The following is a 16,084-nucleotide window of genomic DNA, read 5'->3' on the forward strand; positions in this document are numbered from 1 at the left end:
TTAATCAAACATTATATATTATGACTAAGAGCAAATTGCTACTTTTTAGCATGCTATTTATAGCTGTCGTCAGCTGTAAAAAGTCGGATACTAAGGTGGATACCGAAGTGAAGACGGAGCAATCAAAAGATGCGAACGGGTTTTCGTATGAAACCGTTACCAACGATCCAACAGGTTTACGTTTATACACCCTAGATAACGGGTTAAAAGTATATTTAAGTAAAAATACTGACGAGCCAAAAATCCAAACCTACATCGCCGTGCGTGCAGGATCTAATTACGATCCAAAAAATTCTACTGGATTAGCACACTATTTAGAGCACATGGTGTTTAAGGGAACCCATAAAATCGGGACCTTAGATTGGGAAAAAGAAAAAGGATTTATCCAAAAAATCTCTGACTTATACGAAAAGCACAGAGCAGAGAAGGACCCAAAGAAGAAGGTTGAGATTTATAAAGAAATCGATAAAATTTCTTTAGAGGCTTCAAATTACTCAGTAGCTAATGAGTATGACAATATGATATCTTCATTGGGGGCCACTGGAACCAATGCGCACACTTCTTTCGAAGAGACTATTTATAAAAACAAAATTCCAGCCAATGAATTGGACAAGTGGTTGGATGTGGAATCTGAGCGTTTCGGAACTTTAGTACTTCGTTTATTTCATACGGAGTTAGAGGCCGTTTTTGAGGAGTTCAATAGAGGACAAGACAACGATGGATGGAAAGAGTATTTCGCTATGTTAGACGGTTTGTTCCCAACCCATCCTTATGGTCAGCAATCGACTATTGGTACGGCTGAGCACCTAAAGAATCCTTCGATGATTGATATCAATAATTATTTTGATAAATACTATGTGCCTAACAATATGGCAGTTGTATTGGTAGGAGATCTCGATTTTGATGAAACCATCCAAAAGGTGAATAATACCTTCGGAAAGTTAGAAAAGAAAGAGTTAACACATCCTACTTTACCTACTGAACAACCTATTACGGCTCCTGTGGTAAAAGAGGTATTCGGACCTACTTCTGAGCGCGTGTCTATTTCGTATCGTTCAAAAGGAGTGAAAACGGAAGAAGAGAAGTTAGTGACGCTTTGTGATATGATCATGGCAAATGGAAATGCTGGATTGTTAGATTTAAACTTAAATCAAAAGCAAGCGGTACAATACGCAGGATGTTCTCCTTACTTTATGAACGATTATGGATTCCACTCGTTTAATGGTAGTCCAAAATCTGGACAGTCTTTGGAAGAAGTAAGAGACCTAATTCTGGAGCAAGTTGAGAAATTAAAAAAAGGAGAGTTTGAGGAATGGATGATAGAGGCTGTGGTAAATGACTTAAAGTTGAGTCAAACCAGACGTTATGAAAATAATACAGCCTTAGCTACAGCGTATTACAATGCATTCATTAATCGTGAAAATTGGGAGGATAAGGTTAAGTTCTTAGACGATCTTAAAAAGATTTCTAAAGAAGAACTCGTTGCTTTTGCCAATAAGTTCTACGGTGACAATTACGTAGTGGTTTACAAGAGAAAAGGGGAGGATAAAAACATCGTTAAGGTAGCGAATCCTGGAATTACGCCTGTAAACTTGAACAGAGATAAAACTTCTGAATACGTAAAAGCATTTTCTGCACGTAAATCAGCTCCATTACAACCGAAGTTTATCGATTACAAAACGGCAATCAAGCAAGCTAAAACAGCTAATGATATTGAAGTGTCTTATGTACTTAACGAAAAGAATGATTTGTTTGACTTAAATATCATTTTTGATATGGGGAAAGACAATAACAAAAAGTTAAGCTTGGCAGCGGGGTATTTAGAGTATTTAGGTACTGATAAGTACAGCGCTGAAGACATCAAGAAAGAGTTTTACAAGTTAGGAGTAGATTACTATGTAAGTGCTCAAGATGATAAAACGTATGTTGGTTTACGTGGACTTAAAGAAAATCTTCCAAAAGGATTGGAATTGTTAGAGCACCTTTGGGATAATGCAAAGGCCGATCAGGAAGCGTTTGATAAGTATGTACAAAAAATCTACAAGCGTCGTCAAGATGGAAAAGTACAGAAAGGAAATATCCTTTGGAGCGGATTGATGAACTACGGTAAATACGGTGAAAATTCTCGTTTACGCGATATCATGCAAATAGATGAGATTAAGGCAATCAATCCTGAAGACTTGGTGAACTTAGTAAAAGATTTAAAGAACTACAAGCAACGTATCTTCTATTACGGAAAGGATGTTGATGCAGCGGTAGCAGCTTTAAACGCGAACCACAAAGTTTACGGGGAGTTTAAAGATTACCCAGAAGCGAAGCAGTACGAAGAAACTAAGACAGGAGGAAACGTTTTCTTTACCAACTACGACATGGTACAAACGGAAATGTTGTTTTTGGCAAAAGGAAAGCCATTTGACCCTAAAAACTTAGCGGCTTCACGTTTGTTCAATACTTATTTTGGAAGTGGATTGTCGTCAATTGTTTTCCAGGAAATTAGAGAGAGTAAATCTTTAGCATACTCGGCTTTTGCAGCCTATAGCAATGCGAACAAGCGTGATAAATCGAATTACGTAATGGCATATGTAGGAACGCAGGCGAACAAATTAGAGCAGGCTGTTGATGCTATGATGGATTTGATGAACAATATGCCAGAGGCAGAAAAGCAATTCAATGCAGCTAAAGAAGCTACCTTAAAGAAAATTGCAGCTCAGCGTATTACAAAATCGAATATCTTCTGGTCGTATGAGCGCCTCAAAAAGTTAGGCATTGAAAACGACAATAGAGAGGAGATGTACAATACGATCAAGAACATGACTATTGACGATTTAAAAGCATTCTTTGATAACAACATCAAAGGAGAGTCGTACAATGTAATGGTGATTGGAAATAAGAAAGATCTCGATGTAAAGTCGTTACAGAAACTCGGAAAGATCAAAGAAATGGACGTGGATTACTTATTCAACTACGTCGATAAGAAAGAAGTAAAACAATAAGGAAGTTACTTTTTAAGAAGAAAACTCGGAATACCACTGGTATTTCGAGTTTTTTTATTTGCGATAATTTCTTAGAAGTATTTTCGTAAGCAACACTATTTACTATATTTGCTTTTAGTTAAAACAACTAATAAATGAAACTTTTAGAAAATAAAACAGCAATTATTACTGGGGCTACTCGTGGTATCGGTAAAGGAATTGCTTTAGAATTTGCAGCACAAGGATGTAACGTAGCTTTTACGTTTAACTCGTCAGTAGAAGCCGCTCAAGAATTGGAAAAGGAATTGGCAGCTTTAGGTGTAAAGGCAAAGGGATATCAGTCAAACGCAGCAAATTTTGACGCTGCTCAAGAGTTGGCTAAAAATGTATTGGAAGAGTTTGGAACTATTGATGTTTTAGTAAACAATGCTGGAATTACAAAAGACAATCTTTTAATGCGTATTTCAGAAACAGATTTTGACAAGGTTATCGAGGTGAACTTAAAGTCTGTGTTTAACTTAACAAAAGCGGTGGTAAGACCGATGATGAAGCAACGTGCTGGTTCGATTATCAATATGAGTTCAATTATCGGACTCAAAGGAAACGCAGGACAAGCGAACTATGCGGCTTCAAAAGCGGGTATTATCGGTTTTTCTAAATCAGTAGCCTTAGAGTTAGGATCTAGAAATATTAGAAGTAACGTGATTGCTCCAGGGTTTATCGCTACAGAAATGACAGCGAAACTCGGAGAAGAGGTTATCGAAGAGTACAGTAAGGCTATTCCATTAAAGAAAATGGGAGCTCCTAAAGACATTGCGAATGCATGTGTGTTTTTAGCCTCTGATATGAGTTCGTACATTACAGGACAAACGTTGTCGGTTGACGGAGGAATGTTGACCTAAAACGAAGCACCTATCGACATAAAGAAAGCCCTGTAGTTCAAACTACAGGGCTTTTTTATGAGGTTAATCATTTTATCTTATTTCTTTCCGAAAATACCACCTAACAAACCGCCCAATAGGCCTCCAGAGTTTTTGTTGTTAGTAGCTCCTAAAACCATTCCAGCAACATCATCAATCACACTACCATCTCCATCAGCATCCAAAATTTGCTCTAAGAACGACTGTTCTTTAGCGTTGGAGTTGCCACCGAGCAAGCCACCCAAAAGTCCGCTAATATCGGCCTGATTACTTACGCCATTAGCTCTACTTTGCTTTCCTAACACGCCCATCAAAATTGGAGCAGCAGTTTTTAAGATATCTCCCACAGCACCAGCATCCATTCCGGCTTTCTGACCTATTACCTGTTCAACACCTCCTTGTTTACTTCCGAGAACATGACCTAAAATTTTAGATCCGTCTTGCAATACATCTGCATTGACACCTCCAGAAAAAAGACCTCCTAAGTCGTCGAGAATACTCCCGTCGTGTTTGTTTGAAAGAGCGCCCATTAAACCTTCAGCACCCTGCGGTGTTGATGCATTTCGTTCCATTGCTTTCATTAAAACAGGTAAAGCCATCGTTAATACATTACTTGTTTTATTTGTGTCTTGTCCGGTTGAACCTGCAACTCCTGAAATAATGGTTTTTCCTAAGTCGCTGTTTAATAAGTCTAAAATACCTGCCATAGTTCGATTGATTTGTTAAGGTTAATAATTTTTATCTCCAATAGGTTTGACACAAGTTACTAAAATAAAGTCACAATTATTTTAAATAATTATTTATACTTTTATCCTTTGGAAAAATAACTTACTTACATGAAAAAAATAGCACTACACTGGAAAATTTTAATCGGAATGTTGCTGGGAATACTTTTTGGTTTGGGAATGACAACGTTTGACTTTGGCCCCACCTTTGTCGGAAACTGGATCAAGCCATTGGGAACCATATTCGTGAACCTGCTCAAACTGATTGCTGTTCCATTAATTATGGCTTCGTTAATCAAAGGAATTTCTGATTTAAAAGACATTTCAAAGTTTAAAAATATCGGTGTACGTACTATCGGAATATACGTGTTAACAACGGTAATAGCTATTTCCTTAGGGCTCCTTTTGGTTAATATTGCCAAGCCTGGTGAAGGAATTTCTGAAGCGACTATCGAAAAATTGACACAATCATACGCATCTAGTGATGGTGTGCGAGCAAAAATTGCCGAGGCAACTAAGCAAAAAACCAGCGGTCCTTTGCAGTTTTTAGTAGATATGGTACCTGACAATGCCTTTAAAGCAATGAGTACGAACAAGGCCATGTTACAGGTTATCTTTTTTACCATTTTCTTGGGAATTTCAATGTTGTTGGTGGGAGAGGAGAAGTCCAAACCGTTAAAAAAGTTTTTCGATTCACTTAATGAGGCCATTTTGAAAATGGTCGATCTGATTATGTTGTTTGCACCCTATGCTGTTTTTGCCTTATTGGCAAATGTAGTAGTGAGCTCTAACGATCCGGATTTACTTATAGCTTTATTGCGATATGCCTTAACCGTAGTAGGAGGTTTGGCGTTGATGGTAGTCGTTTATATGAGTTTGGTGGCAATTTTTACCAAAAAGAATCCTGTGTGGTTTTTAAAGCAGTTAAGTCCAGCTCAATTGTTAGCTTTTTCTACGAGTTCAAGTGCCGCGACCTTACCAGTAACTATGGAACGCGTTGAAGAACACATCGGAGTAGATAAAGAGGTATCGAGTTTTGTACTGCCTGTTGGAGCGACCATTAATATGGATGGAACGAGTTTGTATCAGGCAGTGGCAGCGGTTTTTATCGCACAAGCTCTTAATTTTGATTTGACTTTTGCCGATCAGTTAACCATTATCGTAACGGCCTTGTTGGCATCGATAGGATCTGCAGCAGTACCAGGTGCTGGTATGGTGATGCTCGTAATCGTTTTAGAAGCAGTAGGATTCCCTGCCGATAAATTAGCCATTGGACTGTCGTTGATTTTTGCGGTTGATAGACCTTTAGACATGTGTAGAACAGTCATTAACGTAACCGGTGATGCTACCGTAGCATCGCTAGTAGCGAAGTCTGTCGGAAAATTAGGAAAGCCCAGACCAAAAAACTGGGACGACAATTACGAAGCAGTAAAATAACAATAAACTAACACAACGCAACACAACCTTACTTAAATTCATAAACTATTATATAATACTGATTTGTAAATGAACATATGCTTTTTAATGTATCCTTGGGAAGAGATTAATCCAGAAAAGGATTCATCATTGACTTTAATTCATGAATGTGCTAAAAGGGGACACGGTGTTGCAATATGTACTCCGTCAAATTTAACAATACGAAATAGTGTGACCAATGCGTTTTGTACGATTATCAACAGGTTTGACAAGGTACCTACCAGTATTAAATCCTTTTATAAAAAGGCTACACTTCGAGAGGAAATGTTGCCCTTAGCGGGGTTTGATGCTATATTTATGAGAGCTAATCCGCCATTAGATCCTTTGATGTTGAACTTTTTAGATTCCGTAAAGGACGATGTAGTCGTCATTAATTCGTTACAAGGAATGCGTGAAGCAAATAATAAGCTATACACGGCAGTCTTTGAAGATCCGGATAATGAAATCATTCCAGTTACCCATGTATCAAAAAACAAAGACTATTTGATCAAGACTATTGAGGAATCTGAATCTGAAAAGATGATTTTAAAGCCTCTTAATGGTTACGGAGGTTCAGGAGTTATTCTGATTGAAAAGAGCGCAATGGGGAATATTAATTCACTCCTAGATTTCTACATCAGTAAAAGTGATGGATCATCTGATTATGTAATTCTTCAAGAGTATATCGAAGGCGCAGAAAAAGGCGATGTGCGAATTCTGATTTTAAACGGACAACCTATCGGTGCGATGAGACGAATACCAGGTGATAAAGATCATCGCTCTAATCTTACAGCCGGTGGACGTGTAGAAAAACACAAATTGACTGCCGCGGAAAAACGCCTTTGTGCTAAGATTGGACCTAAATTGGTAAAAGACGGTTTGTACTTTGTAGGTATTGATGTAATTGGAGGGAAGTTGGTTGAAGTAAATGTTATGAGTCCAGGAGGGATTACCTACATCAATAAAGTTTCCAAAGTAAAATTACAGGAGAAGGTTATCGACTTTTTAGAGAGTAAAGTCTTGGAAAAGAATGCTTCGTTCCGAAGAATGACTGATTTAAAAAGAAGAGTAAATGAGGCCTAGTAATTCCGCAGTTGTGGATGCAGAATTTTTGGCAGCACAACTAAACGATAGCAATTGGGTGGTATTGAATGCCACCATTAAAAAGGTGGGAACTTCATCAGAACAACAGGTTCATGAGCAAATTCCGGGTGCTATATTTTTTGATATCAAACAGCGTTTTTCAAATACAGAAAGTGCTCTTCCGAATACCGTTCCTTTGGAGGAACAGTTTGAACAGGAAGTTCAAAAGTTGGGAATAGATACGACTACCAATATCGTTGTTTATGATGAGTTAGGTATTTATTCAGCACCGAGAGCGTGGTGGCTGTTTAAGGCTTTTGGACATCAGAATGTTTGGGTGTTAGACGGAGGATTAAAGGCTTGGAAAGCTAAAGGATATGCTTTGGAATCCAAGTTAGAGAATTCCGTAATGAGTACTGGTGATTTTAAAGCACGTTGGAACGCTTCAGCCATGAGTACTACAGCGGAAATGCTCAGTATGATTAATGATGAAGAGCACTGTATTCTCGATGCAAGATCGGCAGACAGGTTTTTTGCACGTGTACCCGAACCCAGAGCAGACTTACGAGGGGGACACATACCCAGTTCTCAAAATGTACCTTTTACGGAGGTATTGGAAGGAGGTTTCTTAAAAAATGAGGCTGCCTTGAAAGCAATCTTCGAAAACTATGTTGCAAAGAATGTGTTGCCTGTATTTACTTGCGGATCAGGAATAACGGCGTGTATTATTGCTCTTGCTGCCTATAGCATCGGAATCGAAAACTTTAAAATTTACGACGGATCTTGGACGGAATGGGCAACTACGCCTGAACTACCCATAGAGAAATAACCCTACTACTTATGTGGACAAAAGAAGAGTTTACAACTTATGTATTGCTATATGTAGCACATTGCAATCATATAGAAACCCAAGAAGAGAGCTTGTATATTTCCTCTAAAATAGAGGAAGCAGTATACAATAAAATGCATACCGAAATTGTCATGGATGGTGATGAAGAGCGAAAATTGTTAAAAATCACTGAATACCTGGAAGATAACGAGTATTCACATGAGGATAAAAAAGAACTGCTTAACGAGATTAAGAAAGTGATATTTGCAGATGGTACCGTCGATCATTTGGAGCGAAAAGTTTTTGCTTCACTAAAATTATTATTGGATTGATGGTACGTTTAAGTATACAGGAGATTCTTGATAAAATAAATGACGGAGTACCATTTGAAGCAGTTGCGGAGGATTATTCATTTACTTTAAAAGTGGAGGCCTATGTCCCATACGTATGTGCAGCGGTACATGACGGTCATCAATTTAGAAATGAACTTTGGCCGTATTGTACTCATAGTGCATATGAGCGCTGGTATGAAGAGGACCCTAGTACCAAAGAGATGGTATTGAACCATCCAATTGTTATCGCAGGGCTGGATTCTCGATTTGAATACGATTTGAACAGACCTCCAGAAACAGCCATATATAAAGATGCTTGGGGAAAACCATTATGGAAGGAGGAACTACCTGCTTTTATGGTTGATGAGAGCCTCAGAAAGCATGAAAACTTCTATCGAGTGGTAAAGGCCTTGATTCAAAAGTTGGAAGGCTTACATAACACTTGTCTGGTTTTTGATATGCATTCGTATAATTGGCGTCGTTGGGATCGAGTAGTCCCTGTATGGAATTTGGGGACGGCCAATGTGGATGGAGAAAAGTATGTAAATACCATTGAGCTGTGGTCTAGTACTTTGGCAGACATGACGCTGCCCAATGCTATTGATGTAAGTGCTGGAATTAATGATACCTTTCAAGGAAATGGGTACTTTTTAAAGTTTATAACTCAGCATTTTAAAAACACCTTGGTTTTAGCTACAGAAATATCGAAAGTGTATTGTGATGAAGAAAAACAGGTGATTTTTCCGGAAGTAGTGCGTGGAGTAAAAGAATATTTGGAAAAGGTGATTCCACAAGTAGCCAAGGTATTTCATGAGTACCACGGCAAGTAAAAGACAAATTAAAACAGTAGGAATGAAGGTAAAGGAGGCGGACAAAGAACTCTATAAGATCGACAAGAAAATAGATAAGCTCGTACGGAAAATAGAGCTACTACGCTATATTAATCCGATAAATTTAGAAGAACAGAAACGCTTGTTTTTTGAATCAAAATTTCAGAGAGATCCCGAGTTTAAATACCCTGAAGCAGATTTTGATAAGTTTAAAATTCACCGCAAGTTTTTTGGACAGCGATTGGAAGAAATTTCAGACGAGAGAATTCGAAGTTTGTACGAAGATATCGTATACTACTATTCTGGCGTAGTTCGCTGTATTGAAACCATAGGGGAAGGAAAGAATTTTTATTATAACAGCTTGCATGTCTTTGGTACTCCTACGGAACAAGACGTGGAAAACGCTAAATTTATTCTCCATTTTGAGGAAGAGGATAGTCACTCGGAGAAATTTATTCCTAAGTACGACACCGCAGCGGCACGAGACGTGTTTGCAACCTTTGGTAAAAATTATGATTTTGACTTTAATATAGAGGATTCGGAAACGATGAGTGCCATTGCCATGGTACTTAATTCAAAACAGAGTTTAGTATTGAATTCCAACCATAAGTATTCCGAAAATGAGCTAGCGATATTAACAAATCACGAAATCGGAGTACATATGGTCACCACGATGAACGGTGTTTCTCATGATCTGAAGATATTTTCACACGGTTTCCCAAACAATGTCGAAACCCAAGAAGGATTAGCTGTTTTTAGTGAGTATATGTCAGGAAATTTAACCGTACGAAGGTTAAAAGAATTGGCCTATAGAGTAATTGCAGTGGACAGTTTGGCCAAAGGGTATTCTTTTTCCCGAACGTTTCGCTTATTGACTAATGTATACGATTTAGATAAGGAGAGAGCGTTTCACATTACAGCAAGAGTACACCGAGGAGGAGGTTTTACGAAAGATTATTTGTATTTGACCGGACTGGTTAAAATAGTTGATATGTACCGTAAAAAGGATGATTTTTCGCCGTTGTTGTCAGGTAAAGTAACACTTGAATACCTTGATCATATTCAGTATTTGATGGAACTAGGGTATGCGAAGCCCGCGATTCATATCACAGATTCTTTCGCGGCAAATAAAAATACTAACCCTACCGTTGATTTTATATTAAATAATTTGAAATAAAAAAAAGCGCAGTGAATACTGCGCTTTTTTTGAGTATTAATGTTGAATGACGATCTTTTTTCGAATGATGCTGTGCTGTGGTGTTTTAAATTGTAACACGTAAACACCATTTGGCAAGTTACGAACATCGATTGCTTGCAGCGGATCTAACTTTTTTAGGGAAATCAAACGCTTTCCGGTAAGGTCATAAAGTTGAATATTTACTACTTCTTTTGTGAGGAAGAGCTCCGTTGCTACCGGGTTCGGAAAAGCCGTATAAGTACCCTTGTCCAGGCTTAGGTCGTCTGTTGACAATGGATTTTCCAATGCTTTAGAGCTGTACAAACGATATTCACCAGGCTGTAAGGTGATAGGTGCCGCGGTATTGCTGATATTGGTGCTAGTTTTACCAAAATATTCATACCAAGTACCTGTACTAGGGAAATTAGGAGTAACAGTTTTGGCGGTCATATCAAAATTACCAATGATCACTATATTCATACTGCTGTGATTCAGATTGATTCGCTTCACTAGGCCGTCTACATCCAAGTCGACATCTGTTGTTGAAAAAACTTCGTGTTTTTTTCTGAATCCGTTCATCGTTGCCCAAACGTCGTATACATTTTTGCGCTCAGGAACGTTCAAATAGTCCCATTTTATTGGTTTTCTTCCGGTACGACCATTGTTATCGATGCTGATGTCATAACCGAGTTCACCAAATTGCCATATCATTTTAGGGCCGGGAATTCCTAGTAAAAAGACCCCTGCAAGCTCTTGTCGTTTTAGCGCTGTAGCCAGATTTTTAACGCTGTAGCTACCATTTGTGTTCCCGTATTGTAAATTCTTGTACATCAGTCGTTCTTCATCGTGACTTTCCATATAGGTAACCAAATGGGGTTTGCTAAAATTTCTCGATTTGTGATACCCCCAAGCAATATCCGTATCACTGTTGTATCCCATAGTATTTTGGTTGTAGTTATGGGTCATTTTACCCCATAACATCATTCCCGCATCTGCGAGTACCTTTTCTTCGCTATTGTCCGCCAGATGCTCTAAAATGATGTAGAAATCATTGCCGTGTTTGTTCCAAACGTATTGTGCGTAGTCTTTAAGGCGATCGATTCGAGCTTGGTTGTAAGCATTACCCCATTGATCTCCCGAGCTAGGGTAGTAGGTATTGGTAAATCCTTTGGTAAAGTCAAATCGAAATCCGTCAATTTTGAATTCTTCAATCCAGTAGCTCATCACGTCTTTAAAGTAGTTTTGCGTGATAGTGGCTTCGTGGTTAAAATCAAATCCAAATCGCAAGGCGCCATTTTGAAAATTGTGATTGTCGTTGTAAAAAGGGTTGTTACTCGTGGTACCTGCACTGTTGTTGTAGTCGTACATTTGGAGCAAGGGACACTGACTGTACGAGTGATTGAATACCACGTCGACAATTACCGCGATCCCTTTAGCGTGACATTTATCAATGAGTTCCTTAAATTTATTTTGAGTTCCGTAAGCCTTGTCGAGTGCAAAAAATTGCGATACGTTATAGCCCCAACTATCATTTCCTTCAAATTCATTAACAGGCATTAACTCCAGTGCATTGATTCCTAGTTTTTCTAGGTAATCCAATTTGTCAATGACCGCTTGATAGCTGTCAGTATCAGAAAAATCACGAACTAAAAGTTCGTAAATCACCAATTTTTCCTTTTGAGGTCTGTTAAATACGGTTTGATTCCAAGTGTAAGGTGTTGCGTTGATCTTAAAGGTCGCAACGATACCATCTGCACCTGCTGGAAAGCTTTTGAGGTTCGGGTATACCGACGCTTTAATATACTTGTCATTGGCCTTATCCAGAACTTTGGTAGCGTAAGGGTCCACAACAGTTTTACTGTAGTCAATTCGGTATTGGTAGGCGTACTCGGTATCCGGATTTAAGCCAGTTACTGTCAACCAAAAGTAGTCACCGTCCTTTTTCATTTGATACGCTTGTTCCAAGGCCCAATTGTTAAATTCTCCAATGAGAAACACATCATTTTTGTTAGGGGCAAACAAGACAAAGGTTACCGATTTATCAGCATTAATAGTAACGCCATTTTTTACATTGGGTTTAGTGTCGTTCGTCGTAGGAGTTTTGACATAGACAGCGATTTCCTGTTCTTTTTTTCCACCGGCAGTAGTAGCAACTACCTTGATGGTATTTTGACCAACTTTTGTGAATTGGTGATTCTTTCGAATGACTTTTGTATTCATAGCTGTTGCTACAGAAGTTCCGTTGACAAAGAGTTCTAAGTCTGCATTTTGAGTAGCAGAAGCTTGAATTTCAAAAGAAGCATTGGCATCAAATACACTGCTCGTTGTAGGGGCCGTTATTTGAACATTCAATTCATTGGCAAAAACTTTAAGATGAATGTCTGGTCTGGTCTGCTTGCTTCCATCTGCAGAGCGTGCAACGATGTTTATTTCACTAATCGTTTTTCCGGCGGCTACTTTGTAATAGTCAAAAACATTGTTCTGTAGGGTTAGGGTATAGGTGTTGGCAGCAGTTTTGGTGAATTTTGGTTGCGTTGCATTGTTTCCCCAACTCCCAACGACGTTAGACCATTGGGTACCATCGACGGTAACGCCAGTGTGTGCGTAAATATCACTGCTACTGTTTTCGAGTTCAGTTCCATTGGTATTGAGCGTAAGTACAATTTCGTCACTAACAGTTGGCGTGGCAGGCGCAGTACTAATTTGCCCTACCGATAAAAAGCTAGTGAAAAAGCAAATAAAAAGTAGTTGTATTCTCATTGTTAGTAGGTTTAAATAAAAAAAGAATACCTACACGTATTCGGTGTAGGTATTCTAAATGTTAATTGAATTATAATGAGCTAATGGTGTACTTTGGGCTAGCACTATCCGTTAAATCCATAACGATACGGAATTTACCTGCCGTTGTTTTAATGTTGTCACCTCCGGCATCTAAGATCTTGTCATTTCCTGTATCTCCGTAATTGGTAGTCCAATCTTGGTTTAGACGGAATTTTACTTCTCCATCTTTTAACGTAACGTTGTTGGCTACATAAATTTTAGGATTCACTTGTGTGAAGGTGAAATCTGGTCCTGCATTTCCCCAATCGTTATAACCAGAACCTACAATTCCCCATACGTCAGCAGCTTCTACTTTGTAAGTATTGTTTACGAGGTCTAAAGTAACTTCGTAAAATCCTTTGGTTGTTTTAATATTGTCACCACCGGTTGCTAGGGTACCGTTAGCTCCACCAAAATTAGTAGTCCACTCATTGTTTAAACGGAACTTTACTTCACCGTCTAACAAGGCTACACCAGCTTTAAAGGTATTGGTAGTATAATCGTAGTGGAACTCTGCATCTGGTCCATTATTACCCCAGTCATTGAATCCTGACCCTACAATTCCCCATGAGTATTTTTCCATGGTGTAGGTATTGGCATTTAAATCTAAGGTAATTTTGAAAGTTCCCGGTGTCGATACGATGTTTGCTCCACCGGCTTCAACAGTACCATCTGCATTGTCATCTCCTAAATTATTGGTCCAAGCGTTGTTTTCTCTAAACTTGATTTCACCGGCTTTGAGTGTTACGTACGCCACGTACACCTTTGCCTTGTCTGTGGTATAAAATGGTGCATCCGGACCTGCATTCCCCCAGTCGTTATATCCCGATCCAACGATCCCCCAAGTCGAGGCTTGAACTCCTGAACCTTGGGTTACCTCTGGTAAGGTAAGGTTCATTTCTTTGGCGTCCGAAATACTTTCTGGAGCATTGCTACCTCCATTACCAACGTAGGCTCTTACGCGTACGTAGATTTTTCCTTTGTTAGGTTTGTCGGTAGTAGTAGGGTCGTTGTCTAATCCTGCTTTATCTGCCAAGGTCAACAATTTTTCAACCGTGATGGCCATGTTTAAATCTTTGGTGGTTCCTAGTGACTCCTTGTCCGAAAAGTCATTTTTAAATGCTAATTGAACGTCGTAAGTAATCTCAGTAGGTGTTCCTCCAAATTGAACCTCATTCCAAACAAAGCGCTCCGCGATGTTTTTAGAGGTTTGTGGAGTGAGTAAATACTCACCCAAGAAGGTATTGGTCAAACTAACTTTGTTAGTAGGGGCTTGAACAGTGAATTCAAGATTATCATTGTCTTGGCAAGCTACAAAAGCAAAACAAAGACAAAAGAAAAGAAATACGTTTGATAATTTTTTCATGATATTATTGATTAGTGATTAATATCCAGGGTTTTGCGTGAGGTTTGGATTCGCCTCAAGTGCTGTAAAAGGCACTGGGAATAACTTGTAATTCGCTGGAATTGACGTTCCATTTGCAGTGTTCCCTTTCCAAGGCCATAAATATGACCCTCCAGTAAAGCGTCCATAGCGAATTAAATCGGTACGTCTGTGTCCTTCCAAATTCAATTCACGAGCACGCTCGTCGATAATAAAGTCTAAGGTCAATTGGCTTGAGTTAATAGTACTTGTTTTCGCTCTGGTTCTAATCTGATTTACATATCCTAAAGCGGTAGCAGCATCTGCTGAAGTTGCTCCTCGTAGCGCACATTCTGCGTAAATAAGATAAGCATCTGCCAAGCGGAATAATGGGAAGTCAGTACTTGAAAAGTTAGTAGAGGTAGAGCTTCCTGTCGACTTTGTATTTCTGAATTTTACAGATGGATACCCGTCTGTCCATTTTTTATAGTCAGCCATTTCAAAAGTATGCCCTTGAGTCCAAAACAATTTAGAGCGAACATCGGTACAGCTTTGCAACTGCGCGAGGTCAGTAACACCACCGCAGTACTTTCCGTACCAAGCACTGGTTGCTCGGTGTCCTCCCCAACCAGAAGTAGCTCCAAAATCATCCAAATTCATCGTGTCTGCCGAAAGACTTCCGTTCACGATATAAGTTGTGTTTCCAAAACTTTGACTGTTTACCGCATCGGCGATTAAAGGAAAGATAATCTCCGTTGATTGGTCGTTGTCAGCAGAGAAGTTTTGGACAAAGTTTGCTGCTAAACTATATCTTCCAGCATCGATAACTTTTTTGATAAAGGTTCCTGCTTCTGTATATTTAGGGGTACCTGTGTAAACCTCTGCATTTAAATACAACTTGGCAAGTAACATTTGAACTACCGCTTTGTTAGCTCTTCCGTAGCCATTGGCATCCGAAATTTTAGGTTCGATGGCTAAGAGTTCTGACTCCACAAAATTGAATAACTCTTGTCTGTTTGCTTGTGGTAATGGTGATGAGCTACCGATATTATCTTCTGTAGCTAATACTCCTTTCCCGAAAGTGTCAATCAAATAATAGTATGCCAAGGCGCGAATGAAACGCACTTCACTTACGATATTTTCCTGATCGTTAACCGTAACGTTCTTTAAAACGGCTAGCAAGTTGTTTGCTTGCGGAATCGTGTAATAGATACGATTGTATAGATAACGGAAAAATTTATTGTTTTCGTCCCAATTAGACGTTGTTGTCAACTGATCTAATCCATCGTCTCCCCAACGGTTTTTCATTCCGTCTGCCGTAAAATCTTGCAAGTTGATAATTCCGCGTAGAAAAGGCGATTCTCCTGCATTATCATCTATGTCTGATTCACCGGGTCCTTTAATACTCGACAAGGCATAGGATGCGTACAATCTCGATAAAATTCCCGAGATAGCATCTGGGTCTTGTGCTAAGAGTTGCTCTAGGGTAAGTTCTACTTCTGGTTTGGTGTTTAAGTCGTTGAGGCAACTGGTAAATGTAGTTGCAACTAGGACTACTGCGATAAGTAATTTCTTCAT

General features: G+C 39.0%; 12 protein-coding genes. 8 read left to right on the forward strand and 4 right to left on the reverse strand.

Features of this window, described 5'->3' with window-relative positions:
* The first annotated feature begins 20 nt into the window (after positions 1-20).
* Positions 21-2,993 (forward strand): M16 family metallopeptidase, encoded by a 2,973-nt coding sequence (locus tag ACXAG7_RS00460; RefSeq protein WP_476665566.1) that lies wholly within the window; start codon positions 21-23, stop codon positions 2,991-2,993.
* Positions 2,994-3,127: 134 nt separating this feature from the next.
* Positions 3,128-3,874 (forward strand): 3-oxoacyl-[acyl-carrier-protein] reductase, encoded by a 747-nt coding sequence (gene fabG / locus ACXAG7_RS00465; RefSeq protein WP_408043552.1) that lies wholly within the window; start codon positions 3,128-3,130, stop codon positions 3,872-3,874.
* A 77-nt stretch (positions 3,875-3,951) separates the two neighbouring features.
* Here fabG and ACXAG7_RS00470 read toward each other — a convergent pair whose 3' ends face one another.
* Positions 3,952-4,599 (reverse strand): DUF937 domain-containing protein, encoded by a 648-nt coding sequence (locus ACXAG7_RS00470; protein ID WP_408043553.1) that lies wholly within the window; start codon positions 4,597-4,599, stop codon positions 3,952-3,954.
* A 129-nt stretch (positions 4,600-4,728) separates the two neighbouring features.
* Between ACXAG7_RS00470 and ACXAG7_RS00475 the strand changes: the two genes are divergently transcribed.
* The 6 genes from ACXAG7_RS00475 (at position 4,729) to ACXAG7_RS00500 (ending at position 10,323) form a co-directional block, all read left to right on the forward strand.
* Complete coding sequence (locus ACXAG7_RS00475) at positions 4,729-6,054, forward strand: dicarboxylate/amino acid:cation symporter (protein ID WP_408043554.1); 1,326 nt, start codon at positions 4,729-4,731, stop codon at positions 6,052-6,054.
* 69 nt (positions 6,055-6,123) lie between these two features.
* On the forward strand, positions 6,124-7,155 hold the full coding sequence (gene gshB, locus ACXAG7_RS00480) for a glutathione synthase (protein ID WP_408043555.1): 1,032 nt from the start codon (positions 6,124-6,126) through the stop codon (positions 7,153-7,155).
* The gene (locus ACXAG7_RS00485; protein ID WP_476665567.1) at positions 7,145-7,984 is read left to right on the forward strand and encodes a sulfurtransferase; all 840 of its coding nucleotides are present in this window, start codon (positions 7,145-7,147) and stop codon (positions 7,982-7,984) included. The genes gshB and ACXAG7_RS00485 overlap by 11 nt, the downstream gene beginning before the upstream one ends.
* Before the next feature lie 11 nt (positions 7,985-7,995).
* Entirely contained in the window at positions 7,996-8,316 is a 321-nt protein-coding gene (locus tag ACXAG7_RS00490; protein ID WP_476665568.1) for a hypothetical protein, read from the forward strand.
* Complete coding sequence (locus tag ACXAG7_RS00495) at positions 8,316-9,146, forward strand: N-formylglutamate amidohydrolase (RefSeq protein WP_476665569.1); 831 nt, start codon at positions 8,316-8,318, stop codon at positions 9,144-9,146. The genes ACXAG7_RS00490 and ACXAG7_RS00495 overlap by 1 nt, the downstream gene beginning before the upstream one ends.
* Complete coding sequence (locus ACXAG7_RS00500) at positions 9,127-10,323, forward strand: flavohemoglobin expression-modulating QEGLA motif protein (RefSeq protein WP_476665570.1); 1,197 nt, start codon at positions 9,127-9,129, stop codon at positions 10,321-10,323. Before ACXAG7_RS00495 ends, ACXAG7_RS00500 begins: the two co-directional genes overlap by 20 nt.
* A 36-nt stretch (positions 10,324-10,359) precedes the next feature.
* Here the strand turns inward: ACXAG7_RS00500 and ACXAG7_RS00505 are convergent, their stop codons facing one another.
* The 3 genes from ACXAG7_RS00505 to ACXAG7_RS00515 all read right to left on the reverse strand — a co-directional run bounded on the left by ACXAG7_RS00505 (position 10,360) and on the right by ACXAG7_RS00515 (position 16,084).
* Positions 10,360-13,083 carry an alpha-amylase family glycosyl hydrolase gene (locus ACXAG7_RS00505; protein WP_476665571.1) on the reverse strand — a complete coding sequence of 908 codons (2,724 nt, stop codon included), beginning with the start codon at positions 13,081-13,083 and terminating at the stop codon, positions 10,360-10,362.
* Between the two features lie 70 nt (positions 13,084-13,153).
* Complete coding sequence (locus tag ACXAG7_RS00510) at positions 13,154-14,509, reverse strand: SusE domain-containing protein (RefSeq protein WP_408043561.1); 1,356 nt, start codon at positions 14,507-14,509, stop codon at positions 13,154-13,156.
* An 18-nt stretch (positions 14,510-14,527) separates the two neighbouring features.
* A complete protein-coding gene (locus ACXAG7_RS00515) occupies positions 14,528-16,084 on the reverse strand; it encodes a RagB/SusD family nutrient uptake outer membrane protein (protein WP_476665572.1) in 1,557 nt (518 codons plus the stop codon).

It is taken from the genome of Tenacibaculum sp. AWR4_210 (assembly GCF_056160945.1).

What these genes read in the sequence shown, in the direction of transcription:
- gshB (WP_408043555.1), top strand. Translation starts at nt 6,124, where the DNA reads ATGAACATATGCTTTTTAATGTATCCTTGGGAAGAGATTAATCCAGAA.
- ACXAG7_RS00510 (WP_408043561.1), bottom strand. Translation starts at nt 14,509, where the DNA reads ATGAAAAAATTATCAAACGTATTTCTTTTCTTTTGTCTTTGTTTTGCT.
- ACXAG7_RS00490 (WP_476665568.1), top strand. Translation starts at nt 7,996, where the DNA reads ATGTGGACAAAAGAAGAGTTTACAACTTATGTATTGCTATATGTAGCA.
- ACXAG7_RS00475 (WP_408043554.1), top strand. Translation starts at nt 4,729, where the DNA reads ATGAAAAAAATAGCACTACACTGGAAAATTTTAATCGGAATGTTGCTG.
- fabG (WP_408043552.1), top strand. Translation starts at nt 3,128, where the DNA reads ATGAAACTTTTAGAAAATAAAACAGCAATTATTACTGGGGCTACTCGT.
- ACXAG7_RS00505 (WP_476665571.1), bottom strand. Translation starts at nt 13,083, where the DNA reads ATGAGAATACAACTACTTTTTATTTGCTTTTTCACTAGCTTTTTATCG.
- ACXAG7_RS00470 (WP_408043553.1), bottom strand. Translation starts at nt 4,599, where the DNA reads ATGGCAGGTATTTTAGACTTATTAAACAGCGACTTAGGAAAAACCATT.
- ACXAG7_RS00515 (WP_476665572.1), bottom strand. Translation starts at nt 16,084, where the DNA reads ATGAAGAAATTACTTATCGCAGTAGTCCTAGTTGCAACTACATTTACC.
- ACXAG7_RS00495 (WP_476665569.1), top strand. Translation starts at nt 8,316, where the DNA reads ATGGTACGTTTAAGTATACAGGAGATTCTTGATAAAATAAATGACGGA.
- ACXAG7_RS00485 (WP_476665567.1), top strand. Translation starts at nt 7,145, where the DNA reads ATGAGGCCTAGTAATTCCGCAGTTGTGGATGCAGAATTTTTGGCAGCA.
- ACXAG7_RS00500 (WP_476665570.1), top strand. Translation starts at nt 9,127, where the DNA reads ATGAGTACCACGGCAAGTAAAAGACAAATTAAAACAGTAGGAATGAAG.
- ACXAG7_RS00460 (WP_476665566.1), top strand. Translation starts at nt 21, where the DNA reads ATGACTAAGAGCAAATTGCTACTTTTTAGCATGCTATTTATAGCTGTC.